14 protein-coding genes are annotated in these 17863 nt (G+C 59.4%); 8 read left to right on the forward strand and 6 right to left on the reverse strand.

The window, feature by feature from the left end; genetic code table 11:
* The 3 genes from ACMWKK_RS12865 to ppsA all read right to left on the reverse strand — a co-directional run bounded on the left by ACMWKK_RS12865 (position 1) and on the right by ppsA (position 6393).
* Complete coding sequence (locus ACMWKK_RS12865; protein ID WP_112780722.1) at positions 1-2376, reverse strand: glycoside hydrolase family 3 N-terminal domain-containing protein; 2376 nt, start codon at positions 2374-2376, stop codon at positions 1-3.
* A gap of 3 nt (positions 2377-2379) precedes the next feature.
* On the reverse strand, positions 2380-3780 hold the full coding sequence (locus ACMWKK_RS12870; protein WP_112780723.1) for an MFS transporter: 1401 nt from the start codon (positions 3778-3780) through the stop codon (positions 2380-2382).
* A gap of 234 nt (positions 3781-4014) precedes the next feature.
* Positions 4015-6393, reverse strand: a complete 2379-nt coding sequence (gene ppsA, locus ACMWKK_RS12875) for a phosphoenolpyruvate synthase (RefSeq protein ID WP_112780724.1) — start codon at positions 6391-6393, stop codon at positions 4015-4017.
* A 335-nt stretch (positions 6394-6728) separates the two neighbouring features.
* Here ppsA and ppsR point away from each other — a divergent pair, with 335 nt between their 5' ends.
* The 8 genes from ppsR to ACMWKK_RS12915 all read left to right on the forward strand — a co-directional run bounded on the left by ppsR (position 6729) and on the right by ACMWKK_RS12915 (position 14838).
* Positions 6729-7562 (forward strand): posphoenolpyruvate synthetase regulatory kinase/phosphorylase PpsR, encoded by an 834-nt coding sequence (gene ppsR, locus ACMWKK_RS12880; RefSeq protein WP_112780725.1) that lies wholly within the window; start codon positions 6729-6731, stop codon positions 7560-7562.
* Positions 7563-7713: 151 nt separating this feature from the next.
* Positions 7714-8760, forward strand: a complete 1047-nt coding sequence (aroH, locus tag ACMWKK_RS12885; RefSeq protein WP_112780726.1) for a 3-deoxy-7-phosphoheptulonate synthase AroH — start codon at positions 7714-7716, stop codon at positions 8758-8760.
* 195 nt (positions 8761-8955) lie between these two features.
* Positions 8956-9138 carry a hemin uptake protein HemP gene (gene hemP / locus ACMWKK_RS12890; protein ID WP_045327066.1) on the forward strand — a complete coding sequence of 61 codons (183 nt, stop codon included), beginning with the start codon at positions 8956-8958 and terminating at the stop codon, positions 9136-9138.
* 72 nt (positions 9139-9210) lie between these two features.
* Entirely contained in the window at positions 9211-11193 is a 1983-nt protein-coding gene (locus tag ACMWKK_RS12895) for a TonB-dependent hemoglobin/transferrin/lactoferrin family receptor (RefSeq protein ID WP_112780727.1), read from the forward strand.
* 34 nt (positions 11194-11227) lie between these two features.
* On the forward strand, positions 11228-12256 hold the full coding sequence (locus ACMWKK_RS12900) for a hemin-degrading factor (protein WP_112780728.1): 1029 nt from the start codon (positions 11228-11230) through the stop codon (positions 12254-12256).
* Positions 12253-13074, forward strand: a complete 822-nt coding sequence (locus ACMWKK_RS12905; RefSeq protein ID WP_112780729.1) for a heme/hemin ABC transporter substrate-binding protein — start codon at positions 12253-12255, stop codon at positions 13072-13074. Before ACMWKK_RS12900 ends, ACMWKK_RS12905 begins: the two co-directional genes overlap by 4 nt.
* Positions 13074-14066 carry a FecCD family ABC transporter permease gene (locus ACMWKK_RS12910; RefSeq protein WP_112780730.1) on the forward strand — a complete coding sequence of 331 codons (993 nt, stop codon included), beginning with the start codon at positions 13074-13076 and terminating at the stop codon, positions 14064-14066. The genes ACMWKK_RS12905 and ACMWKK_RS12910 overlap by 1 nt, the downstream gene beginning before the upstream one ends.
* Positions 14059-14838, forward strand: a complete 780-nt coding sequence (locus ACMWKK_RS12915) for a heme ABC transporter ATP-binding protein (RefSeq protein ID WP_112780731.1) — start codon at positions 14059-14061, stop codon at positions 14836-14838. The genes ACMWKK_RS12910 and ACMWKK_RS12915 overlap by 8 nt, the downstream gene beginning before the upstream one ends.
* Here ACMWKK_RS12915 and selO read toward each other — a convergent pair.
* The 3 genes from selO to ACMWKK_RS12930 form a co-directional block, all read right to left on the reverse strand.
* Positions 14835-16277, reverse strand: a complete 1443-nt coding sequence (selO, locus tag ACMWKK_RS12920) for a protein adenylyltransferase SelO (protein ID WP_112780732.1) — start codon at positions 16275-16277, stop codon at positions 14835-14837. The genes ACMWKK_RS12915 and selO overlap by 4 nt on opposite strands.
* A gap of 61 nt (positions 16278-16338) precedes the next feature.
* The gene (locus ACMWKK_RS12925) at positions 16339-17055 is read right to left on the reverse strand and encodes an EAL domain-containing protein (RefSeq protein WP_112780733.1); all 717 of its coding nucleotides are present in this window, start codon (positions 17053-17055) and stop codon (positions 16339-16341) included.
* 292 nt (positions 17056-17347) lie between these two features.
* Positions 17348-17812 (reverse strand): NlpC/P60 family protein, encoded by a 465-nt coding sequence (locus ACMWKK_RS12930; RefSeq protein ID WP_028017229.1) that lies wholly within the window; start codon positions 17810-17812, stop codon positions 17348-17350.
* Positions 17813-17863: the final 51 nt, after the last annotated feature.

Here is a 17863-nt window from a genome sequence, read left to right on the forward strand (position 1 = left end):
CTACGCGCGCGTAACCGCACAGGTACTGAGCATCCGCCACTCAGCGGGCAGCACCCGCGTTTCCCCCGTTGCATTGACCGTCACCGCCTGGTGGATATCCGCCGACGATGCGCCAACCTGCAGCTCAAACTCCCCCGGCTCAACGATGCGTTTCCCGTCCCGACGGGTAAAGTTGAACATCTCAACCGGCAGCGTAAAGGTGAGCGTGGCGGTTTCGCCCGGCGAGAGCGTAACGCGCTGGAAGGCCTTCAGCTCCTGGAGCGGCCGCACCTGGGTGGCGACCTTATCCCTGACGTAAACCTGCACCACCTCGCTGCCGCTGCGCTCACCGGTGTTGGTGATATCTACGCTCAGCGTCACCTCGCCGTCGACCGGCACGCGGCTTTCGGCGACGCGGGCAGCACCCCAGCTAAACGTCGTCCAGCCAAGGCCGAAGCCAAACGGGTAACGCGATCCGAAGTGGAACGCAAACGGCGTGCCGCCGCTTTTGAGCTTGTGATTGTAGTAATACGGCATTGCTCCGGCGCTTTTCGGCACGCTCACCACCAGGCGCCCCTGCGGCTCCGCCCGCCCGGTTAAGACGTCCGCAATCGCCCAGCCGCCTTCCTGCCCCGGCGCCCACGCCATCAGCAGCGCCGCGACCTTATCCTCCAGCCCTTGTAGGTTGTACGGACGCCCGCCGGTCATCACGACAATCACCGGTTTACCCGTCGCCACCAGCGCCTCCAGCAGCTGTTGCTGTACGCCCGGCAGGTTCAGGGAGTCGGTGTCGGAACCTTCCCCCACGGTACCGCTCTGGAACAGCCCGGCGAGATCCCCCACGCAGGCCACCACCACGTCACTCTCCTGCGCCGCGTTCACGGCCTCGGGGATTAGCGCCGTGCTTTGCGAGACCGGCGACTGCTGCATCGGTTTGCCGCCGCTGTCGCCCGGGAAGACCGGCGCGCCCGCCATGCGTTTCTCGATGATGTGACACCCTTTGGCGTAACGGACCTGCGACGCGCCGAGGTAGTGTTCCAGCGCCGCGCGCGGAGTCGTCACCTGCGAGGTCTCTTCAACCATATCGCTGATGATCAGATGCACCGGGAAGCTGTAGCCGCTGAGTAACGCCAGCGGATCGTCTGCCGTCGGCCCCACCACCGCCACGCGGGGTTTGCCGCCGAGCGGTAAAATGCCGTTGTTTTCCAGCAGCGTGAGCGATTTCGTCGCCACGTCCCGCGCTACCCGGCGGGTCCTCTCATTTTGCAGATCGATGTCGTTTTCATCGGTATACGGCTTCTCAAACAGCCCGAGGCGGAATTTTTCGGTCAGCACGCGCGCCACAATCTCATCCACTTTTTCCATAGCGATCAGCCCACGCTCAACCGCGTCCGCCAGATGGCGCGCGCAGTCGTCTTTCGGCAGCTCGACGTCCAGCCCGGCGTTAAACGCCAGCGCGGCGGATTCGGCCGCATCGTGGGAAATCCCGTGGTGCTGGTGCAGCAGGCTGACGCCGCCGTAGTCGGCCACAATGATGCCGTCGAAGCCCCACCGTTCGCGCAGGACGGTGGTCAGCAGGAAGCTGTCGCTGTGCCCCGGCTGATTGTCGATGTCGTGGTAAGCAGGCATCACCGAACCGGCGTTAGCCAGCTTGACCGCCATTTCAAACGGCAGCAGGAAGGTGTCGTTCAGCTCGCTGAACCCCAGGTGGACCGGGGCATGGTTGCGCGCCCCTTCGCTGAACGAGTGGCCCACGTAGTGCTTGAGCGTCGCCAGCAGGTCGCGCTTGTCGCCCTGCAACCCTTTCACGTAGGCGGCCGCCATTATGCCCACCAGCCAGGGATCTTCCCCGAAGGTCTCTTCGGTTCGCCCCCAGCGCACGTCGCGGGAGACGTCCAGCACCGGTGCCAGCCCCTGCTGGCAGCCCACGGATCGCGCCTCTTTGCCTATCTGCTCTGCCGCGCGGTGTACAAGCTCCGGATCCCAGGTCGATCCGTAGTTCAGCGACGACGGGAACAGCGTGGCGTCTTTGCACAGCAGCCCCACCAGACACTCTTCATGGAACAGCGCCGGGATGCCGAGGCGCGTCTCTTCCAGCATCATGCGCTGCAGGCGGTTGGCGGCGCGCACGCCGGTTTTCGCGTCAACGATGTGGGTACCCAGCGGGCGCGTAATTTGCCCGACGCCCAGCTTCAGCCTTTCGCTCAGCGACGCCTGTTCGCTCACGCCAGCGAATTCGTCGCTGAGATCGCTGCGCTCGCGGTGGTTGCCATTTTCATCGAGGATCAGCCAGTACGCATGCATCTGGGCGAACTTCTCTTCCGGGGTCATGCGCGCCAGTAAATCGGCGACGCGCTCGTGCACGGGACGTCCCGCGTCCTTATAGATAGCCGTCATGTTTTACTCCTGTAGTGCGGAAGGGGTTGCCGGGCTGAGCTGCCCCGCATCGGGTCTGACATCACGCTTGCTGGCCAGCTCCCGGGCGATGGCATCCACCAGCCGGCTGTTAAGCTTGTAGATGGCGAGAAGCGCGACCATGCAGAGGAACAGCGCGCAAGGGATAAGGGTGAACAGCGCGTTGATGGTCGAGAGCACCTGCGGCGTCTGGGTTGCCTGGCCCGGGGCATAATCCACCATGCCCAGCACCCAGCCGACCACCGCCCCGCCCAGCGCCAGGCCAAACTTGATGGCAAACAGCGCGGTGGAGAAGACCAGGCCGTCCAGGCGACGACCGCTGCGGTGTTCTTCGTAGTCGACCACATCGGAGAACATGGTCCACTGCAGCGGCGTGGTGAGGTTTTGCACAAAGCTAAAGACGATGTTGAGGCCAAAGATGAGCCACACCTGCGAAGGCGGCAGGAAGAAAATCAGCGCACCGAAGATGACGAAGGAAATAATCGTCCACTGATAGGCGCGGACGCGGTCAAATTTCCCCAGCAGCCGTTCGGATAATAATGCGCCGCTTAAGGAGGCCACCATGCCGGAAACAATAAAGGCAAAAACCAGATCCGGACGCAGCAGCACATAGTTCACGTAATACATCGTGGCAGAGCCGCGCGTCACCACCGCGGTTAACAGCAAAATATTAAACAGAAACACAATGCGCCACTGGCTGTTGCGGCCCAGCAGTTTTAAATCGGTAAGCATGGATCCAGAGGTATCGTTGCGCGGAGAATAACGCTCGCGGGTCATCAGGAAGCAGCAGAAGAACAGCACAATGCCCAGCAGCCCCATCAGGCTCATGGCATAGAAATAGCCTTTCTGCACGTTGCCCTGGCCCAGCAACGAAACCAGCGGCAGGGCAATCACCGTCACAATCAACCCACCGATAAACGACAGGCCAAAGCGCCACGACTGCAGGGAGTGACGCTCGCGCGGATCCAGCGTCAGCGCGCCCGGCATGGCGCAGTAAGGCACGTTAATGGCGGAGTAGATCAGGCTCAAGAGGGCATAGGTCAGGCAGGCATAGACAATTTTTGCCGTCGGCCCGACGTCCGGCACGTAGAAGGTAATCAGGCAGCTCACGCCAAACGGGATGGCAAACCACAGCAGCCAGGGACGAAAGCGCCCGTGTCGCGTCCGGGTGCGGTCAACCAGCGCGCCAATGCACGGGTCGACAAACGCATCGACCACGCGCACCACTAAAAACATGGTACCCATAATGGCCGCGGGTAAACCGAAAACGTCCGTATAGAAATAGGCGAGAAATAACGTGGCCGTTTGCCAGACCAGCGCGCTGGCCATATCGCCTAAGCCATAACCTATTTTATCTTTGGTACGCAGTACAGAGGAGAGTGTCATTGTTATTGGCCTTTTTATCAGGTTAAAACGTATTTCAACCAGTTGCGCAAATTCTTAAGGGAAATGCGCAGTAAGGCCCAAGTATTAGCAACGGTTTGCGCGCTAACAATTGTCTAAATTGACAGACAAATTATGATATTTGGTTTTTTACTTTATTTGTGATGGGGCGCAAATAAGAGGGGGAAATAAAAAAGGCGAGGAATACTTTCCTCGCCTTTTACGATCAGCGTGGCGTTACTTGTTCAGTTCCGCCAGGCTCAGCCAGGTTTGCACCACGGTGTCCGGGTTCAGGGAGAGGCTATCAATCCCCTCTTCCATCAGCCAGGCGGCAAAGTCTTCATGGTCGGATGGACCCTGACCGCAAATCCCAACGTATTTACCCTGCTTTTTCGCCGCGCGGATGGACATCGAGAGCAGCGCTTTTACCGCCTCGTTGCGCTCGTCGAACAGCTCGGAAACCACGCCGGAGTCGCGGTCCAGACCCAGCGTCAGCTGCGTCATGTCGTTTGAGCCGATAGAGAAGCCGTCAAAGTGCTCCAGGAACTGCTCGGCCAGCAGGGCGTTGGACGGGATTTCGCACATCATGATGATCTTCAGCCCGTTCTCGCCGCGCTTGAGCCCCTGACGCGCCAGCTCGTCCACCACCGCTTTCGCCTGATCCACGGTACGCACGAACGGAACCATGATTTCGACGTTGGTCAGCCCCATGTCGTTGCGCACGCGCTTCACCGCCTCGCACTCCAGCGCGAAGCAGTCGCGGAAGCTGTCGGACACGTAGCGTCCGGCCCCGCGGAAGCCCAGCATCGGGTTCTCTTCTTCCGGCTCGTAGCGCTCGCCGCCCACCAGGTTGGCGTATTCGTTAGACTTAAAGTCAGACAGACGCACGATCACGCGTTTCGGGTAGAAGGCGGCGCCCAGCGTGGCGATCCCCTCGGTCAGACGGCCAACGTAGAACTCTTTCGGCGAGTCGTAGCCTTTCATCATCTCGCGGATTTCGTTCTGCAGCTTCGGATCCTGATCGTCAAACTCCAGCAGCGCGCGCGGGTGAACGCCGATCATACGGTTGATGATAAATTCCAGACGCGCCAGGCCCACGCCTTCGTTCGGGAGGCAGGCAAAGTCAAACGCGCGGTCCGGGTTGCCGACGTTCATCATGATCTTCAGCGGCAGGTCCGGCATGGTATCCACGCTGGAGCTCTTCACGCTGAAGTCGAGGATATCGGCGTACACGTAGCCGGTGTCGCCTTCGGCACAGGAGACGGTCACGTTCTGCCCGTCCTTCATGCGTTCGGTGGCATCACCGCAGCCGACAACCGCAGGAATACCCAGCTCGCGGGCAATGATCGCCGCGTGGCAGGTACGTCCGCCGCGGTTGGTGACGATAGCCGCCGCTTTCTTCATGATCGGTTCCCAGTCCGGGTCGGTCATGTCGGTTACCAGCACGTCGCCTGGCTCGATGCGGTTCATCTCGCTGATGTCGTGGATCACTTTGACCGGGCCTGCGCCGATGCGGTGACCGATGGCGCGGCCTTCCGCGACGATTTTGCCCTGAGCGTGCAGCGTGTAACGCTCCATCACCTGGCCGCGCGAGCGGACGGTTTCCGGACGCGCCTGCACGATAAACAGCTTGCCGGTGTTACCGTCCTTCGCCCATTCGATATCCATCGGACGGCCGTAGTGTTTTTCAATCTGCACCGCCTGCTTCGCCAGCTCCTGCACTTCGGCGTCGGTCAGCGAGAAGCGGTCGCGCTGCTCCTGCGGTACATCTTCAATTTTCACCTGCTTGCCATGCTCCTGGGTCGGAGCATAGATCATGCGGATTTTTTTTGAGCCCATGGTGCGGCGGACCACCGCCGGACGGCCAGCGGCCAGCGTCGGCTTGTGAACATAGAATTCGTCAGGGTTGACCGCGCCCTGCACCACCATCTCACCCAGCCCCCACGCGGAGGTGATAAACACCACCTGGTCGAAGCCGGATTCGGTATCAATGGAGAACATTACACCGGATGAGCCCACGTCGGAGCGCACCATGCGCTGCACGCCAGCGGAGAGCGCCACGCCGCGATGGTCGTAGCCCTGGTGCACGCGATAGGAGATAGCACGGTCGTTGAACAGGGAAGCAAACACGTGCTTCACCGCCACCAGCACCGCGTCGTAACCCTGGACGTTCAGGAAGGTTTCCTGCTGCCCGGCAAACGAGGCGTCCGGCATGTCTTCTGCGGTGGCAGAGGAGCGCACGGCAAAGGAGGCCTGCGCATCGTCAGCAGAGAGCTGGTTGTACGCGTCGTGAATGGCTTTTTCCAGTTCCGGCTGGAAAGGTGTGTCGATGATCCACTGGCGGATCTGCGCCCCGGCTTTCGCAAGCTCGGTAACGTCATCAATATCCGTTTTATCCAGCAGGTCGTAAATGCGCTGGTTAACACCGCTCTGGTCTAAAAAGAGGTTAAAGGCATCGGCGGTGGTGGCAAACCCGTTCGGTACGGAGACACCCATACCCGACAGATTTGTAATCATTTCACCCAGGGAGGCATTTTTGCCCCCAACTCTGTCTACATCATTCATGCCGAGTTGGTTATACCAAAGCACCAGCGGTGACGAGCCATTGTTGGACATCGAAACAATCCTTTTGTGATATTTGATCGGAGTAAGAAACACCTGACTACGTATTTATACTGGCATATTTGTTTGCGCTAAAAAAACGGTGAATCGTGTAAGCAATTTAAATTTTCAACTTTTCGGATACTTTCCCATCAACGATTAACCCGATGATTCCTCTATATTCAGCGAGAAACCCCAAAAATAAAGTCGCTATTTGAAAAATGAAATCCGCTTTTCAGGAAAACCAAAAACAGCGTTTCATTCATAATTCAGATAAGTTCTTTGCTGTGTAAATTACTTTTTTAATTTATGCTTTCAGACAATTACGTCTGATATTCAGGGTGGGTAAAATGGATAATGCTGTCGATCGTCACGTTTTTTATATTTCTGATGGTACGGCGATCACCGCCGAGGTGCTGGGCCACGCGGTGATGTCGCAGTTTCCCGTATCGATCAACAGCATCACGCTGCCGTTTGTCGAAAATGAGAGCCGCGCCAGAGCGGTTAAGGACCAGATTGATGCCATCTACCAGCAGACCGGCGTTCGCCCGCTGGTCTTCTACTCTATCGTGATCCCCGAGATTCGCGCCATCATCCTGCAAAGCGAAGGCTTCTGTCAGGATATCGTGCAGGCGCTGGTGGCGCCGCTGCAGAGCGAGCTTAAGCTCGACCCGACCCCCATCGCCCACCGTACCCACGGCCTGACCCCCGGCAACCTGACCAAGTACGACGCGCGTATCGCCGCCATTGACTACACCCTTGCCCACGACGACGGTATCTCGCTGCGTAATCTCGACCAGGCGCAGGTGATCCTGCTTGGCGTTTCCCGCTGCGGCAAAACTCCGACCAGCCTCTACCTGGCGATGCAGTTTGGCATTCGCGCCGCCAACTATCCGTTCATCGCTGACGATATGGATAACCTGGTGCTGCCTGCCGCCCTCAAGCCGCTGCAGCACAAGCTGTTCGGCCTGACGATCAACCCGGAACGTCTCGCAGCCATCCGCGAAGAGCGCCGCGAGAACAGCCGCTACGCCTCCATGCGCCAGTGCCGGATGGAGGTCTCCGAAGTGGAAGCGCTGTACCGTAAAAATCAGATCCCGTGGCTGAACAGCACCAACTATTCGGTAGAAGAAATTGCCACCAAAATTCTCGACATCATGGGGCTTAATCGCCGCATGTACTAATATGCTAGTACATTAACTCAGATTCAGGTATCATCATCGGCAACCACGGGGCGGTGTCGCCCAGACTTGAAATCAGCAGGGATTGGTTTAAGGTGATGCCCATCACTTCCCGGTAGTCTGCCGATGAAGCAAAAATTTTCTGAGACATTCCATGAATAAAACCGATGAACTCCGCACTGCGCGCATTGACAGCCTGGTCACGCCGGCTGAACTGGCCCAGCGGCATCCTGTTTCCGCCGCCGTCGCGGAACACGTGACGGCTTCCCGCCGCCGCATTGAAAAAATCCTCAATGGCGAAGACAAGCGTCTTCTGGTGGTGATTGGTCCCTGCTCCATCCACGATCTGGATGCCGCGATGGATTATGCCAAACGGCTTCAGGGCCTGCGGGATAAGTACCAGCATCGCCTTGAGATTGTGATGCGCACCTACTTTGAAAAACCGCGTACCGTGGTGGGCTGGAAGGGACTGATTTCCGACCCTGACCTGAACGGCAGCTACCGCGTGAACCACGGTATCGAGCTGGCGCGTAAGCTGCTTTTGCAGGTCAACGAGCTGGGCGTACCGACGGCGACCGAGTTTCTCGATATGGTGACCGGGCAGTTTATCGCCGATCTCATCAGCTGGGGCGCGATTGGCGCGCGCACCACCGAAAGCCAGATCCACCGCGAAATGGCCTCCGCCCTCTCCTGTCCGGTCGGCTTTAAAAACGGCACCGACGGCAATACCCGCATCGCGGTGGATGCCATCCGCGCGGCACGCGCCAGCCACATGTTCCTGTCGCCGGATAAAAGCGGCCAGATGACCATCTACCAGACCAGCGGTAACCCGTACGGGCACATCATTATGCGCGGCGGCAAGAAACCCAATTACCATGCGCAAGATATTGCGGCGGCCTGTGAAACGCTGGCCGAGTTCGACCTGCCGGAACATCTGGTGGTGGACTTCAGCCACGGCAACTGCCAGAAGCAGCATCGCCGCCAGCTGGACGTCTGCGATGAGATCTGCCAGCAGATCCGCAGCGGCTCCACCGCAGTTGCCGGGATTATGGCGGAAAGCTTTATCAGAGAAGGCACGCAAAAAATCGTTGCCGGACAGCAGATGGTGTACGGCCAGTCGATCACCGACCCGTGCCTGAGCTGGGAGGACAGCGAGCTGCTGATGGATAAGCTGGCGTCTGCGGTAGATACGCGCTTCTAACCCCCGCCGGGTGGCGCTGCGCTTACCCGGCCTACGATTCGTGCCGTTGTAGGCCCGGTAAGGCGAAGCCGCCACCGGGCTTTTTACTACGCAATATTGATCCCGTCACACAATTTTCACAAAAACGCTTGCCGTGAATTTGCAGTTTATTGATAATGATTATCATTGTTACATTGATTGTTATTTATAAACATTATGTCACGTACAAATAACAGTGCGGCAACGCCAGCAAAAACACACACAGCTCCTCCCTCCACCGATCGTCGCATCGACAGCAAAAGCCTGCTGGGTGATGAGGGCCGGGTAATTATCGAGCATGACGGCCAGCACTACCTGCTGCGCCAGACGAATGCCGGAAAATTGATCCTCACAAAATAAACCAACACATTCGCCAGCCACCCAGGTCATCCCCAGGCAGCCAGCGCTTTCGATTCTTTATGGAGAGTTGCTATGCCACACCTGCCTTCCGCGTCTTTACGCCCGTCACTTCTGGCGCTGGCGATCGTCAGCGCCCTGCCGACCGCGGCAGCTGCCGCCACGGACGATATTACCGTCACCGCCACGGGCAACGCCCGCAGCGCCTTTGAAGCTCCCATGATGGTGAACGTGATTGACGCCAGCGCGCCGGAGAAACAGACCGCCAGCTCGGCGGCCGACCTGCTGCGTAACGTCCCCGGCCTGACGCTGGACGGCACCGGACGCACCAACGGGCAGGACGTTAACCTGCGCGGCTATGACCGTCGCGGCGTGCTGGTGCTGGTTGACGGCGTGCGTCAGGGAACCGATACCGGCCACCTGAACAGCACCTTCCTCGACCCTATGCTAATCAAACGTATCGAAGTGGTGCGCGGTCCCTCCGCGCTTCTCTACGGCAGCGGCGCGCTGGGAGGCGTGATTTCCTATGACACCGTTGACGCCAAGGACCTGCTGGAACCGGGTAAACACAGCGGTTACCGCGTGTTTGGTACGGGTGCGACAGGCGACAGCAGCCTCGGGATGGGCGCCAGCGCCTACGGGCGCACCGAAACGCTGGACGGTCTGGTCTCCTGGTCCAGCCGCGATCGCGGTGATATCCGCCAGAGCGACGGTGCAACCGCGCCGAACGACGAATCCATCAATAACATGCTGGCGAAAGGCAGCTGGAAAATCGACCCGGCCCAGACCCTGAGCGGCTCCCTGCGCTACTACAACAACGCCGCACAGGAACCGAAAAACCCGCAAACTACCGGGGCGGACAGCAGTAACCCGATGACCGACCGCTCCACCATTCAGCGCGATGCGCAGCTGGGTTACCGCATCGCCCCGGCAGGGAACGACTGGCTCAACGCCGACGCGAAGGTCTACTGGTCCGAAGCGCGCATTAATGCCCAGAATATCGACGGGAGCGGTGAGTTCCGCAAGCAGACAACTAAAGGCGGCAAGGTGGAAAACCGCACCCGCCTGTTCAGCGACACCTTTGCAGCACACCTGCTGACCTACGGCGGGGAATACTACCGTCAGGAACAACGCCCTGGCGGTGCGACCACCGGCTTCCCGGAGGCGAAAATCGACTTCAGCTCCGGCTGGCTGCAGGATGAAATCACCCTTCGCGATCTGCCCGTTACCCTGCTGGGCGGCACGCGGTATGACAACTACCGCGGCAGCAGCAATGGCTACGACGACGTGGATGCCGATAAGTGGTCATCCCGCGCCGGGTTAACCGTCAGCCCAACCGACTGGCTGATGCTGTTTGGCTCTTACGCACAGGCCTTCCGCGCGCCGACCATGGGCGAGATGTATAACGACGCCAAACACTTCTCCATTGGCCGGTTCTATACCAACTACTGGGTGCCGAACCCGAACCTGCGTCCGGAAACCAACGAAACGCAGGAGTTTGGTTTTGGCCTGCGCTTTGACGATCTGATGCTTGCCAACGATGCGCTGGAGCTTAAAGCCAGCTACTTCGATACTAAAGCCAAAGACTATATCTCCACCACCGTCGATTTTGCCGCCGCGACCACCATGTCCTATAACGTCCCGAACGCCAAAATCTGGGGCTGGGACATGATGGCAAAATACTCTGCCGACCTCTTCAACCTCGACCTGGCCTATAACCGCACGCGCGGGAAAGATACCGATACGGGCGAGTACATCTCCAGCATTAACCCGGACACCGTCACCAGCAGGCTGGACATTCCGGTGGCGCAGAGCGGTTTTTCCGTCGGCTGGATTGGCACCTTTGTCGATCGCTCAACGCATATCAGCAGCAGCTACAGCAAGCAGCCGGGCTATGCGGTCAACGATTTCTACGTGAGCTACAAAGGGCAGGAGAAGCTGAAAGGCGTGACCACCACGCTGGTACTCGGCAACGCCTTTGACAAAGAATACTGGTCACCTCAGGGCATTCCGCAGGACGGTCGTAACGGCAAGATTTTCGTAAGCTATCAGTGGTAATGCCCGTCGGGCAACTATGCAGAAGGATAAGATAATGAATCACTACACTCGCTGGCTTGAGCTAAAAGAAGCCAATCCCGGTAAGTACGCGCGCGACGTCGCAGGGTTAATGAACATCAGTGAAGCAGAGCTGACCTTTGCCCGCGTGGGCCACGACGCCTGGCGACTGCGCGGTGAGATCCGCGAGATTTTAGGCGCGCTGGAAGCCATGGGCGAAACCAAATGCATCTGCCGCAACGACTACGCCGTGCACGAGCAGGTTGGGCACTTCACCAACCAGCACCTGAACGGCCACGCCGGGCTGGTGCTGAACCCGCGCGCGCTGGATCTGCGCCTGTTCCTCAACCAGTGGGCGAGCGCGTTTCACATCAGTGAAGCCACCGCCCGCGGCGAGCGCCAGAGCATTCAGTTCTTCGACCACCAGGGCGATGCCCTGCTGAAGATCTACGCCACGGACAACACCGACGTTTCCGCCTGGGGCGACGTGCTGACCCGCTTCATCATTGCCGATAATCCACCGCTGGCGCTGAAGGCAGCCGATCTCCCGGCCCACGCAGAAAACGCGCAAGCCGCGCTCGTGGACGCAGAGTGGCGCGCCATGACCGACGTCCACCAGTTCTTCGGCCTGCTGAAGCGTCATAACCTCAGCCGTCAGCAGGCGTTTCGCCTGGTGGGTGACGATCTGGCCTGCCGGGTAGAAAACGCCGCGCTGGCGCAGCTGCTGGAAGCGGCCCACCGTGACGAAAACGAAATCATGATCTTTGTCGGCAACCGCGGCTGCGTGCAGATCTTCACCGGCGTAGTGGAAACGCTGACGCCGATGAAAGGCTGGCTGAACATCTTTAACCCGACCTTTACCCTGCATTTGCTTGAAGGTTCCATTGCGGAAAGCTGGGTCACGCGCAAGCCGACGGCTGACGGGCACGTGACCAGCCTGGAGCTATTTGCTGCCGACGGAACGCAAATCGCCCAGCTGTACGGCCAGCGTACCGAAGGCGAACCGGAGCAGAGCCAGTGGCGCAGCCAGGTTGACGCCTTAACCGCGAAAGGGCTGGCCGCATGACGCGCTGGTTCGCCCTGCTCAGCGCCCTGCCCCTGCTGGCGTTTGCTGCGCCGCAGGAGAGAATCGTGACCCTCGGCGGCGACGTCACCGAGATTGTCTATGCGCTCGGCGCGGCCTCTTCGCTGGTGGCGCGCGACAGCACCAGCCAGTGGCCGCAGGCGGCGACCGCGCTGCCGGACGTGGGCTACCTGCGCCAGCTCAACGCGGAAGGGATCTTATCCATGCGCCCAACGCTGGTGCTGGCAAGCGCTCAGGCGCAGCCCTCTCTGGCGCTTAAGCAGGTTGCGCAAAGCCACGTCAGGGTTATCACGGTGCCTGCCCGTAACGACCTGAGCGTGATTGACGAAAAGGTGCGGATCGTCGCTGAAGCGACGCACCGCGAGGCCGAGGGGGAAGCGCTGCGCAGCGCGCTGCGTCAGTCGCTCTCGGGGCTGCCCGCGTCACCGCTCAATAAACGGGTGCTGTTTATTCTCAACCACGGCGGGATGACCGCCATGGCGGCCGGACAACAGACCGGTGCGGATGCGGCCATTCGTGCGGCGGGGCTGCAGAACGCGATGCAGGGATTCACCCGCTATCAGCCGCTGTCTCAGGAAGGCACGATCGCCAGCCGTCCCGATCTGGTGGTGATTTCTCAGGACGGCCTCAACGCCCTGGGCGGTGAAGCGAATCTGTGGACGCTGCCCGGCCTGGCGCAAACCCCGGCGGGACGGAATAAGCAGGTGCTGGCGATTGACGATATGGCGCTTCTGGGCTTCAGCGTGCGAACGCCGGAAGCCATCCAGCAGCTGCGAACCAACGCGGAGCAGCTGCCCTGATGTCCCGGCGAGCCGCATTGTCACTGTGGATGCTGGCCGCGCTGCTGGTCGTCATGACGCTGACGGCCAGCGGTATTGGTGCACTGCGTCTGCCGGTGAGCCTGCTGTGGAACGGTACCGACGAGGCGCTGCGGCAGATATGGCTGACGATCCGTCTGCCTCGCGTGCTGCTGGCGCTGGCGATTGGCGGTTCGCTGGCGCTGGCGGGCTGCGTGATGCAGGGCCTGTTTCGCAACCCGCTGGCGGATCCGGGCCTGCTCGGCATCAGCAGCGGCGCGGCGCTTGCGGTTGCGCTGTGGGTGGTGCTCCCGCTCTCGCTGCCTGCGCTGGTGATGCTGTATGCCCCGATGCTGGCGGCGTTTCTCGGCGCGCTGGCCGCCACCTTCGTGATTTTTCTGCTCAGCCGGCAGCGTGACGCTTCCCTCTCGCGCCTGCTGCTGGTGGGCATTGCCATCAACGCGCTGTGCGGCGCGGCCGTCGGCGTGCTGTCATGGCTCAGCAATGATGCCCAGCTTCGCCAGCTTTCGCTTTGGGGAATGGGCAGCCTCGGCCAGGCGCAGTGGTCGACGCTGCTGGCCGTCGCGTCGCTGATGGTCCCCACCGCGCTGGTTATCTGGCGTCTGGCAGGTGCGCTCAACCTGCTGCAGCTGGGCGACGAAGAGGCGCACTACCTCGGCGTAGAGGTTGCCGCCGTGCAGCGGATCCTGCTGCTGTGCAGCGCCCTGCTGGTGGCCGCCGCCGTTGCGGTCAGTGGCGTGATAGGCTTTGTCGGCCTGGTGGTACCGCACCTGATGCGCATGTGGCTGGGCGCCGATCACCGGGCGGTGCTACCCGGTTCGGTGCTGGCCGGCGCGCTGCTTCTGCTGGTGGCCAATACGCTGGCGCGCAGCCTGGTCGCCCCGGCGGAAATGCCGGTCGGCTTATTGACCAGCCTTCTCGGCGCGCCGTGGTTCCTGTGGCTTATCTTTCGTCGCGGAGGCGCGCATGGCTGAACGCTATTGTGCAGAAAATCTTGTTTTTCGCGCCGGGCAACGCACGCTGATTAACGACGTGTCGCTGACCTTATCTCAGGGCGAACTGGTGGCGCTGATTGGCCCTAACGGCGCCGGAAAATCAACGCTAATGCGGCTGCTTACCGGCTATCTTAACCCTGCGGGCGGACGGTGCAGCCTGGCGAGCACGCCGCTTGCAGACTGGCAGCCGAACAGACTCGCACGCTACCGGGCGGTGATGCGCCAGAATACGCAGCTCGGATTTGACTGGCCGGTTGAGGCGGTCGTCGGTATGGGGCGCGCGCCCTGGACCCACACGCCTGAAGCGTCGGTGATTGAGGAGGTCATGGCCATCACCGGCTGTTTACCGCTGGCGGGCAGGCAGTTTGCCGCACTCTCCGGCGGCGAGCAGCAGCGTATCCAGCTCGCCCGCGCGCTGGCCCAGCTCTGGTGTGAGGGCGCCCCGCGCGGCTGGCTGTTCCTTGATGAACCCACGTCCGCGCTGGATCTCTACCATCAGCAGCATCTGCTGCGCCTGCTGAAATCCCTGACCCGCCGGGGACATCTGCACGTTTGCGCGGTGCTGCACGACCTGAATCTGGCGGCGCTGTGGGCGGACCGCATCCTGCTGCTGCATGGCGGCAGCATCGTGTCCCAGGGAGAACCGGAAACCGTTTTGCAGGCCGATGAGCTGGCCCGCTGGTACGGCGCGCAGGTCTTCGTCGGCAGGCATCCGGCTCGCGCCGCGCCGCAGGTGTTTCTCGCGCCCTAGCTTGAGCAACTCACCTCCAGCCGCTTGCCCCAGTCGGGCGGGCGGCTGACGTAGTCATCATCCCGATCGGCAAACGGCGTGCGCAACGCCACGTGCAGACGGTGCAGCTCGTCGTACTCGCCCTGTTCTGCCTGCTCAATCGCCCGCTGCGCCAGCCAGTTGCGCAACACCATCGCAGGGTTCGTTGCATTCATCTGCGCCTGGCGGGTGGCGTCATCCACCCGCTCCTGCTGCAGACGCGCGCGGTACTGTGCAAACCAGTCGTCAAACGCCTGCCGGTCAATAAACTCATCGCGCAGCGGCGAGGCGGCGCTGTGCTGTTCCGTCTGGCCCAGCATCCGGAAGGTGCGCGTGTAATCGCTGCCTTCGCGCGCCATCAGGGCAAACAGGCCATTGAGAATGTCGTTATCACCCTTCTCCTGCGTCACCAACCCCAGCTTGTTGCGCATCAGCGTGCCATATTCCCGCAGCAAGATGTCCTGATAGCTGTCGAGCGCATCGTTGAGCGCATCAACGTCGATAAACGGCGACAGGGTTTGCGCAAGCCGCTGCAGATTCCACAGGCCCACCGCGGGCTGATTGTCAAAGCTATACCGTCCCTGATAGTCAGAGTGGTTGCAGATATAGCCAGGCTGATAATCGTCCAGGAAACCAAACGGACCGTAATCGAAGGTCAGCCCGAGAAGCGACATGTTGTCCGTATTCATAACGCCATGGGCAAAGCCGACCGTTTGCCAGCGGGCAAGCAGGGTTGCGGTACGGGCCACCACATCCCTGAACCAGAGAACGTATTTATCCGCCTCGTCCTGCCAGCGCGCCCAGTGGTGACGAATGGCAAAGTCCGCCAGCTGGCGCACCTTTTCCGGCTCGCGGCGGTAGTAAAAGTGTTCGAAATGACCGAAGCGCAGGTGGCTTTGCGCGATACGCATCAGCATTGCGCCCTTTTCCACGGTTTCGCGCGCGACCGGCGTCTCGCTGGTGACGATGGACAGCGCCCGGGTGGTGGGAATACCCAGCGCATGCATCGCTTCACAGCCCAGACACTCGCGAATCGTTGACCGCAGTACCGCACGCCCGTCTCCCATTCGCGAATAGGGCGTCAGGCCCGCCCCCTTCAGGTGCCAGTCAACCGTCTCCCCGTTGGGAAGCTGTTGCTCACCGAGCAGGATCCCCCGGCCGTCGCCCAGCTGTCCCGCCCAGACGCCAAACTGGTGTCCGCTATAGACCTGAGCCAGAGGTTGCATACCGGCGAGAAGCATTTCGCCTCCCCAGACGCCAGCGCTGTCTGAACGCTGAAACAGCTCGGGCGGAATGGCGAGCTCTTCTGCCAGCCGATCGTTATGCCAGATAAGGCGTGAATGGTGTAACGGTGTGGGTTTGAGTGCGGTGTAAAATCCCGGCAACTCGTCGTGCCAGTGAGCAGTAAAAGACAGGGTCATAAGTCCTCCTGCTTTTAGTGTAGAGGGTTTGCCCGAACTTAAACACGGGCGAAAGACAGGGTTATCGCTGCTGAACCAGCGTGGTGACGTGCTCCGCGGCGACCGCTGGCCAAAGCGCGCCCTGCATCGCACCAAAATTGAAGGACAAAACGCGTTGCAGCAGTGCGTGGTCATCAATGCCGGAGACGATCACAGACTGGCAGTGAGGCGTGATTTGCCAGAGGATGGCGCGCATAAAAGGCTCAAAAGAGAGCTCCGGGGCGCGCTGCTGAATGAATCCTTTATCGAGAATGACCCGTTTAAATAATCCATCATACACCGCTTTGAGCGATGCGGCGCCTGCGCCAAAGTTTGCCAGGACCAGCGGAAAATGGATCGCCATTCTCGCCAGCTGCAGATCGTCCTTTCCGTTATTTAAACCTGGATAATTCTCATTAACAGTAAACTCAAGAAACGGATAACGCTCAAGGATTGAAACAGCGTTTCCATTAGTTAATAAAAATTCACCAATTACAGGTGTAATATTGATCCATGCAATTAACTGATGCTGAATAAAAAACAGTTTACAGGTATCAAGCAATTGCAGCTTTTCGTTAAACAGCGCTAACTCTTCAGCCGCTGAAAGCCGAGGGATAACAAGCTCAGTAGGGATCCGCACATCGCTGCCGACGCCAGTAAAGTTAACCAGAATTTCTAAACCTTTCAGCTCACCTGCGCTATTACGGGCGGGCAGGAGCAGCAGTTCAGACTGGTAAGCATTATCTAGCGTAATAATCATTGCACTCGCCCCGCATTAAAGATGAGAGAGGACATCCTGGAGCAATTGCCGACACAATTCCACTGTCTTGATTTTAATAAGATTAATTTCATTAGTTCCGTATTAATTTTCAGATTTATCCCTGAATCTAAAATAATTTTATCCTGGTTGTAGAATAATAGCCAGTTTTAGATAAAACAGACACATACAGGATGCGCTAATTTTGGTAAATTTAACTTTAAGCATCTTATTTGAGAAAAACGGCATGATTTATTACTTACCATGCCGTCATAAGAGAAGTATCCGACAAAGACTAAATACGCCGTGCCTGCCAGAAATTTTTACGCCAGTAAACATTATCAAGAGAAGAGCGCATCACGCCGCGACTGGTCGAGGCATGAATGAACTGATTGTCTGTATCATATATGCCCACGTGGAGACCGCTTTCACCCGAGCCGGTTTTGAAGAAAACCAGGTCTCCGGGCAGCAACTCGTCTTTATCAATTTCAGTGCCAATTTCCGCCTGCTTGCGCGTTTCGCGCGGAAGCTGTAAATCAAACTTATCGCGAAAGGTCATCAGGACGAAGCCGGAGCAGTCCACGCCGCCGCGGCTCATGCCGCCGTAGCGGTACGGCGTGCCGCGCCAGTTGCTCAGCTGATCGTTCAGGCTGGCAATGACGGTGATCGAATCTGAAAGCCGTGGGTTAGGCGGCGGCGCACGATGGCTACTGCATCCCGCAAGAAAAAGTGCTGCCATCAGGAGAAACCAGAATCGCATTTTCAGACGAATCCTCTGCTTTTTTTGTTCTTTTCGTAATTTAGCGTGCAA

The organism is Enterobacter sp. 01-M-03-SI-ECC (genome assembly GCF_047530215.1).
GTDB lineage: Bacteria > Pseudomonadota > Gammaproteobacteria > Enterobacterales > Enterobacteriaceae > Enterobacter > Enterobacter chengduensis.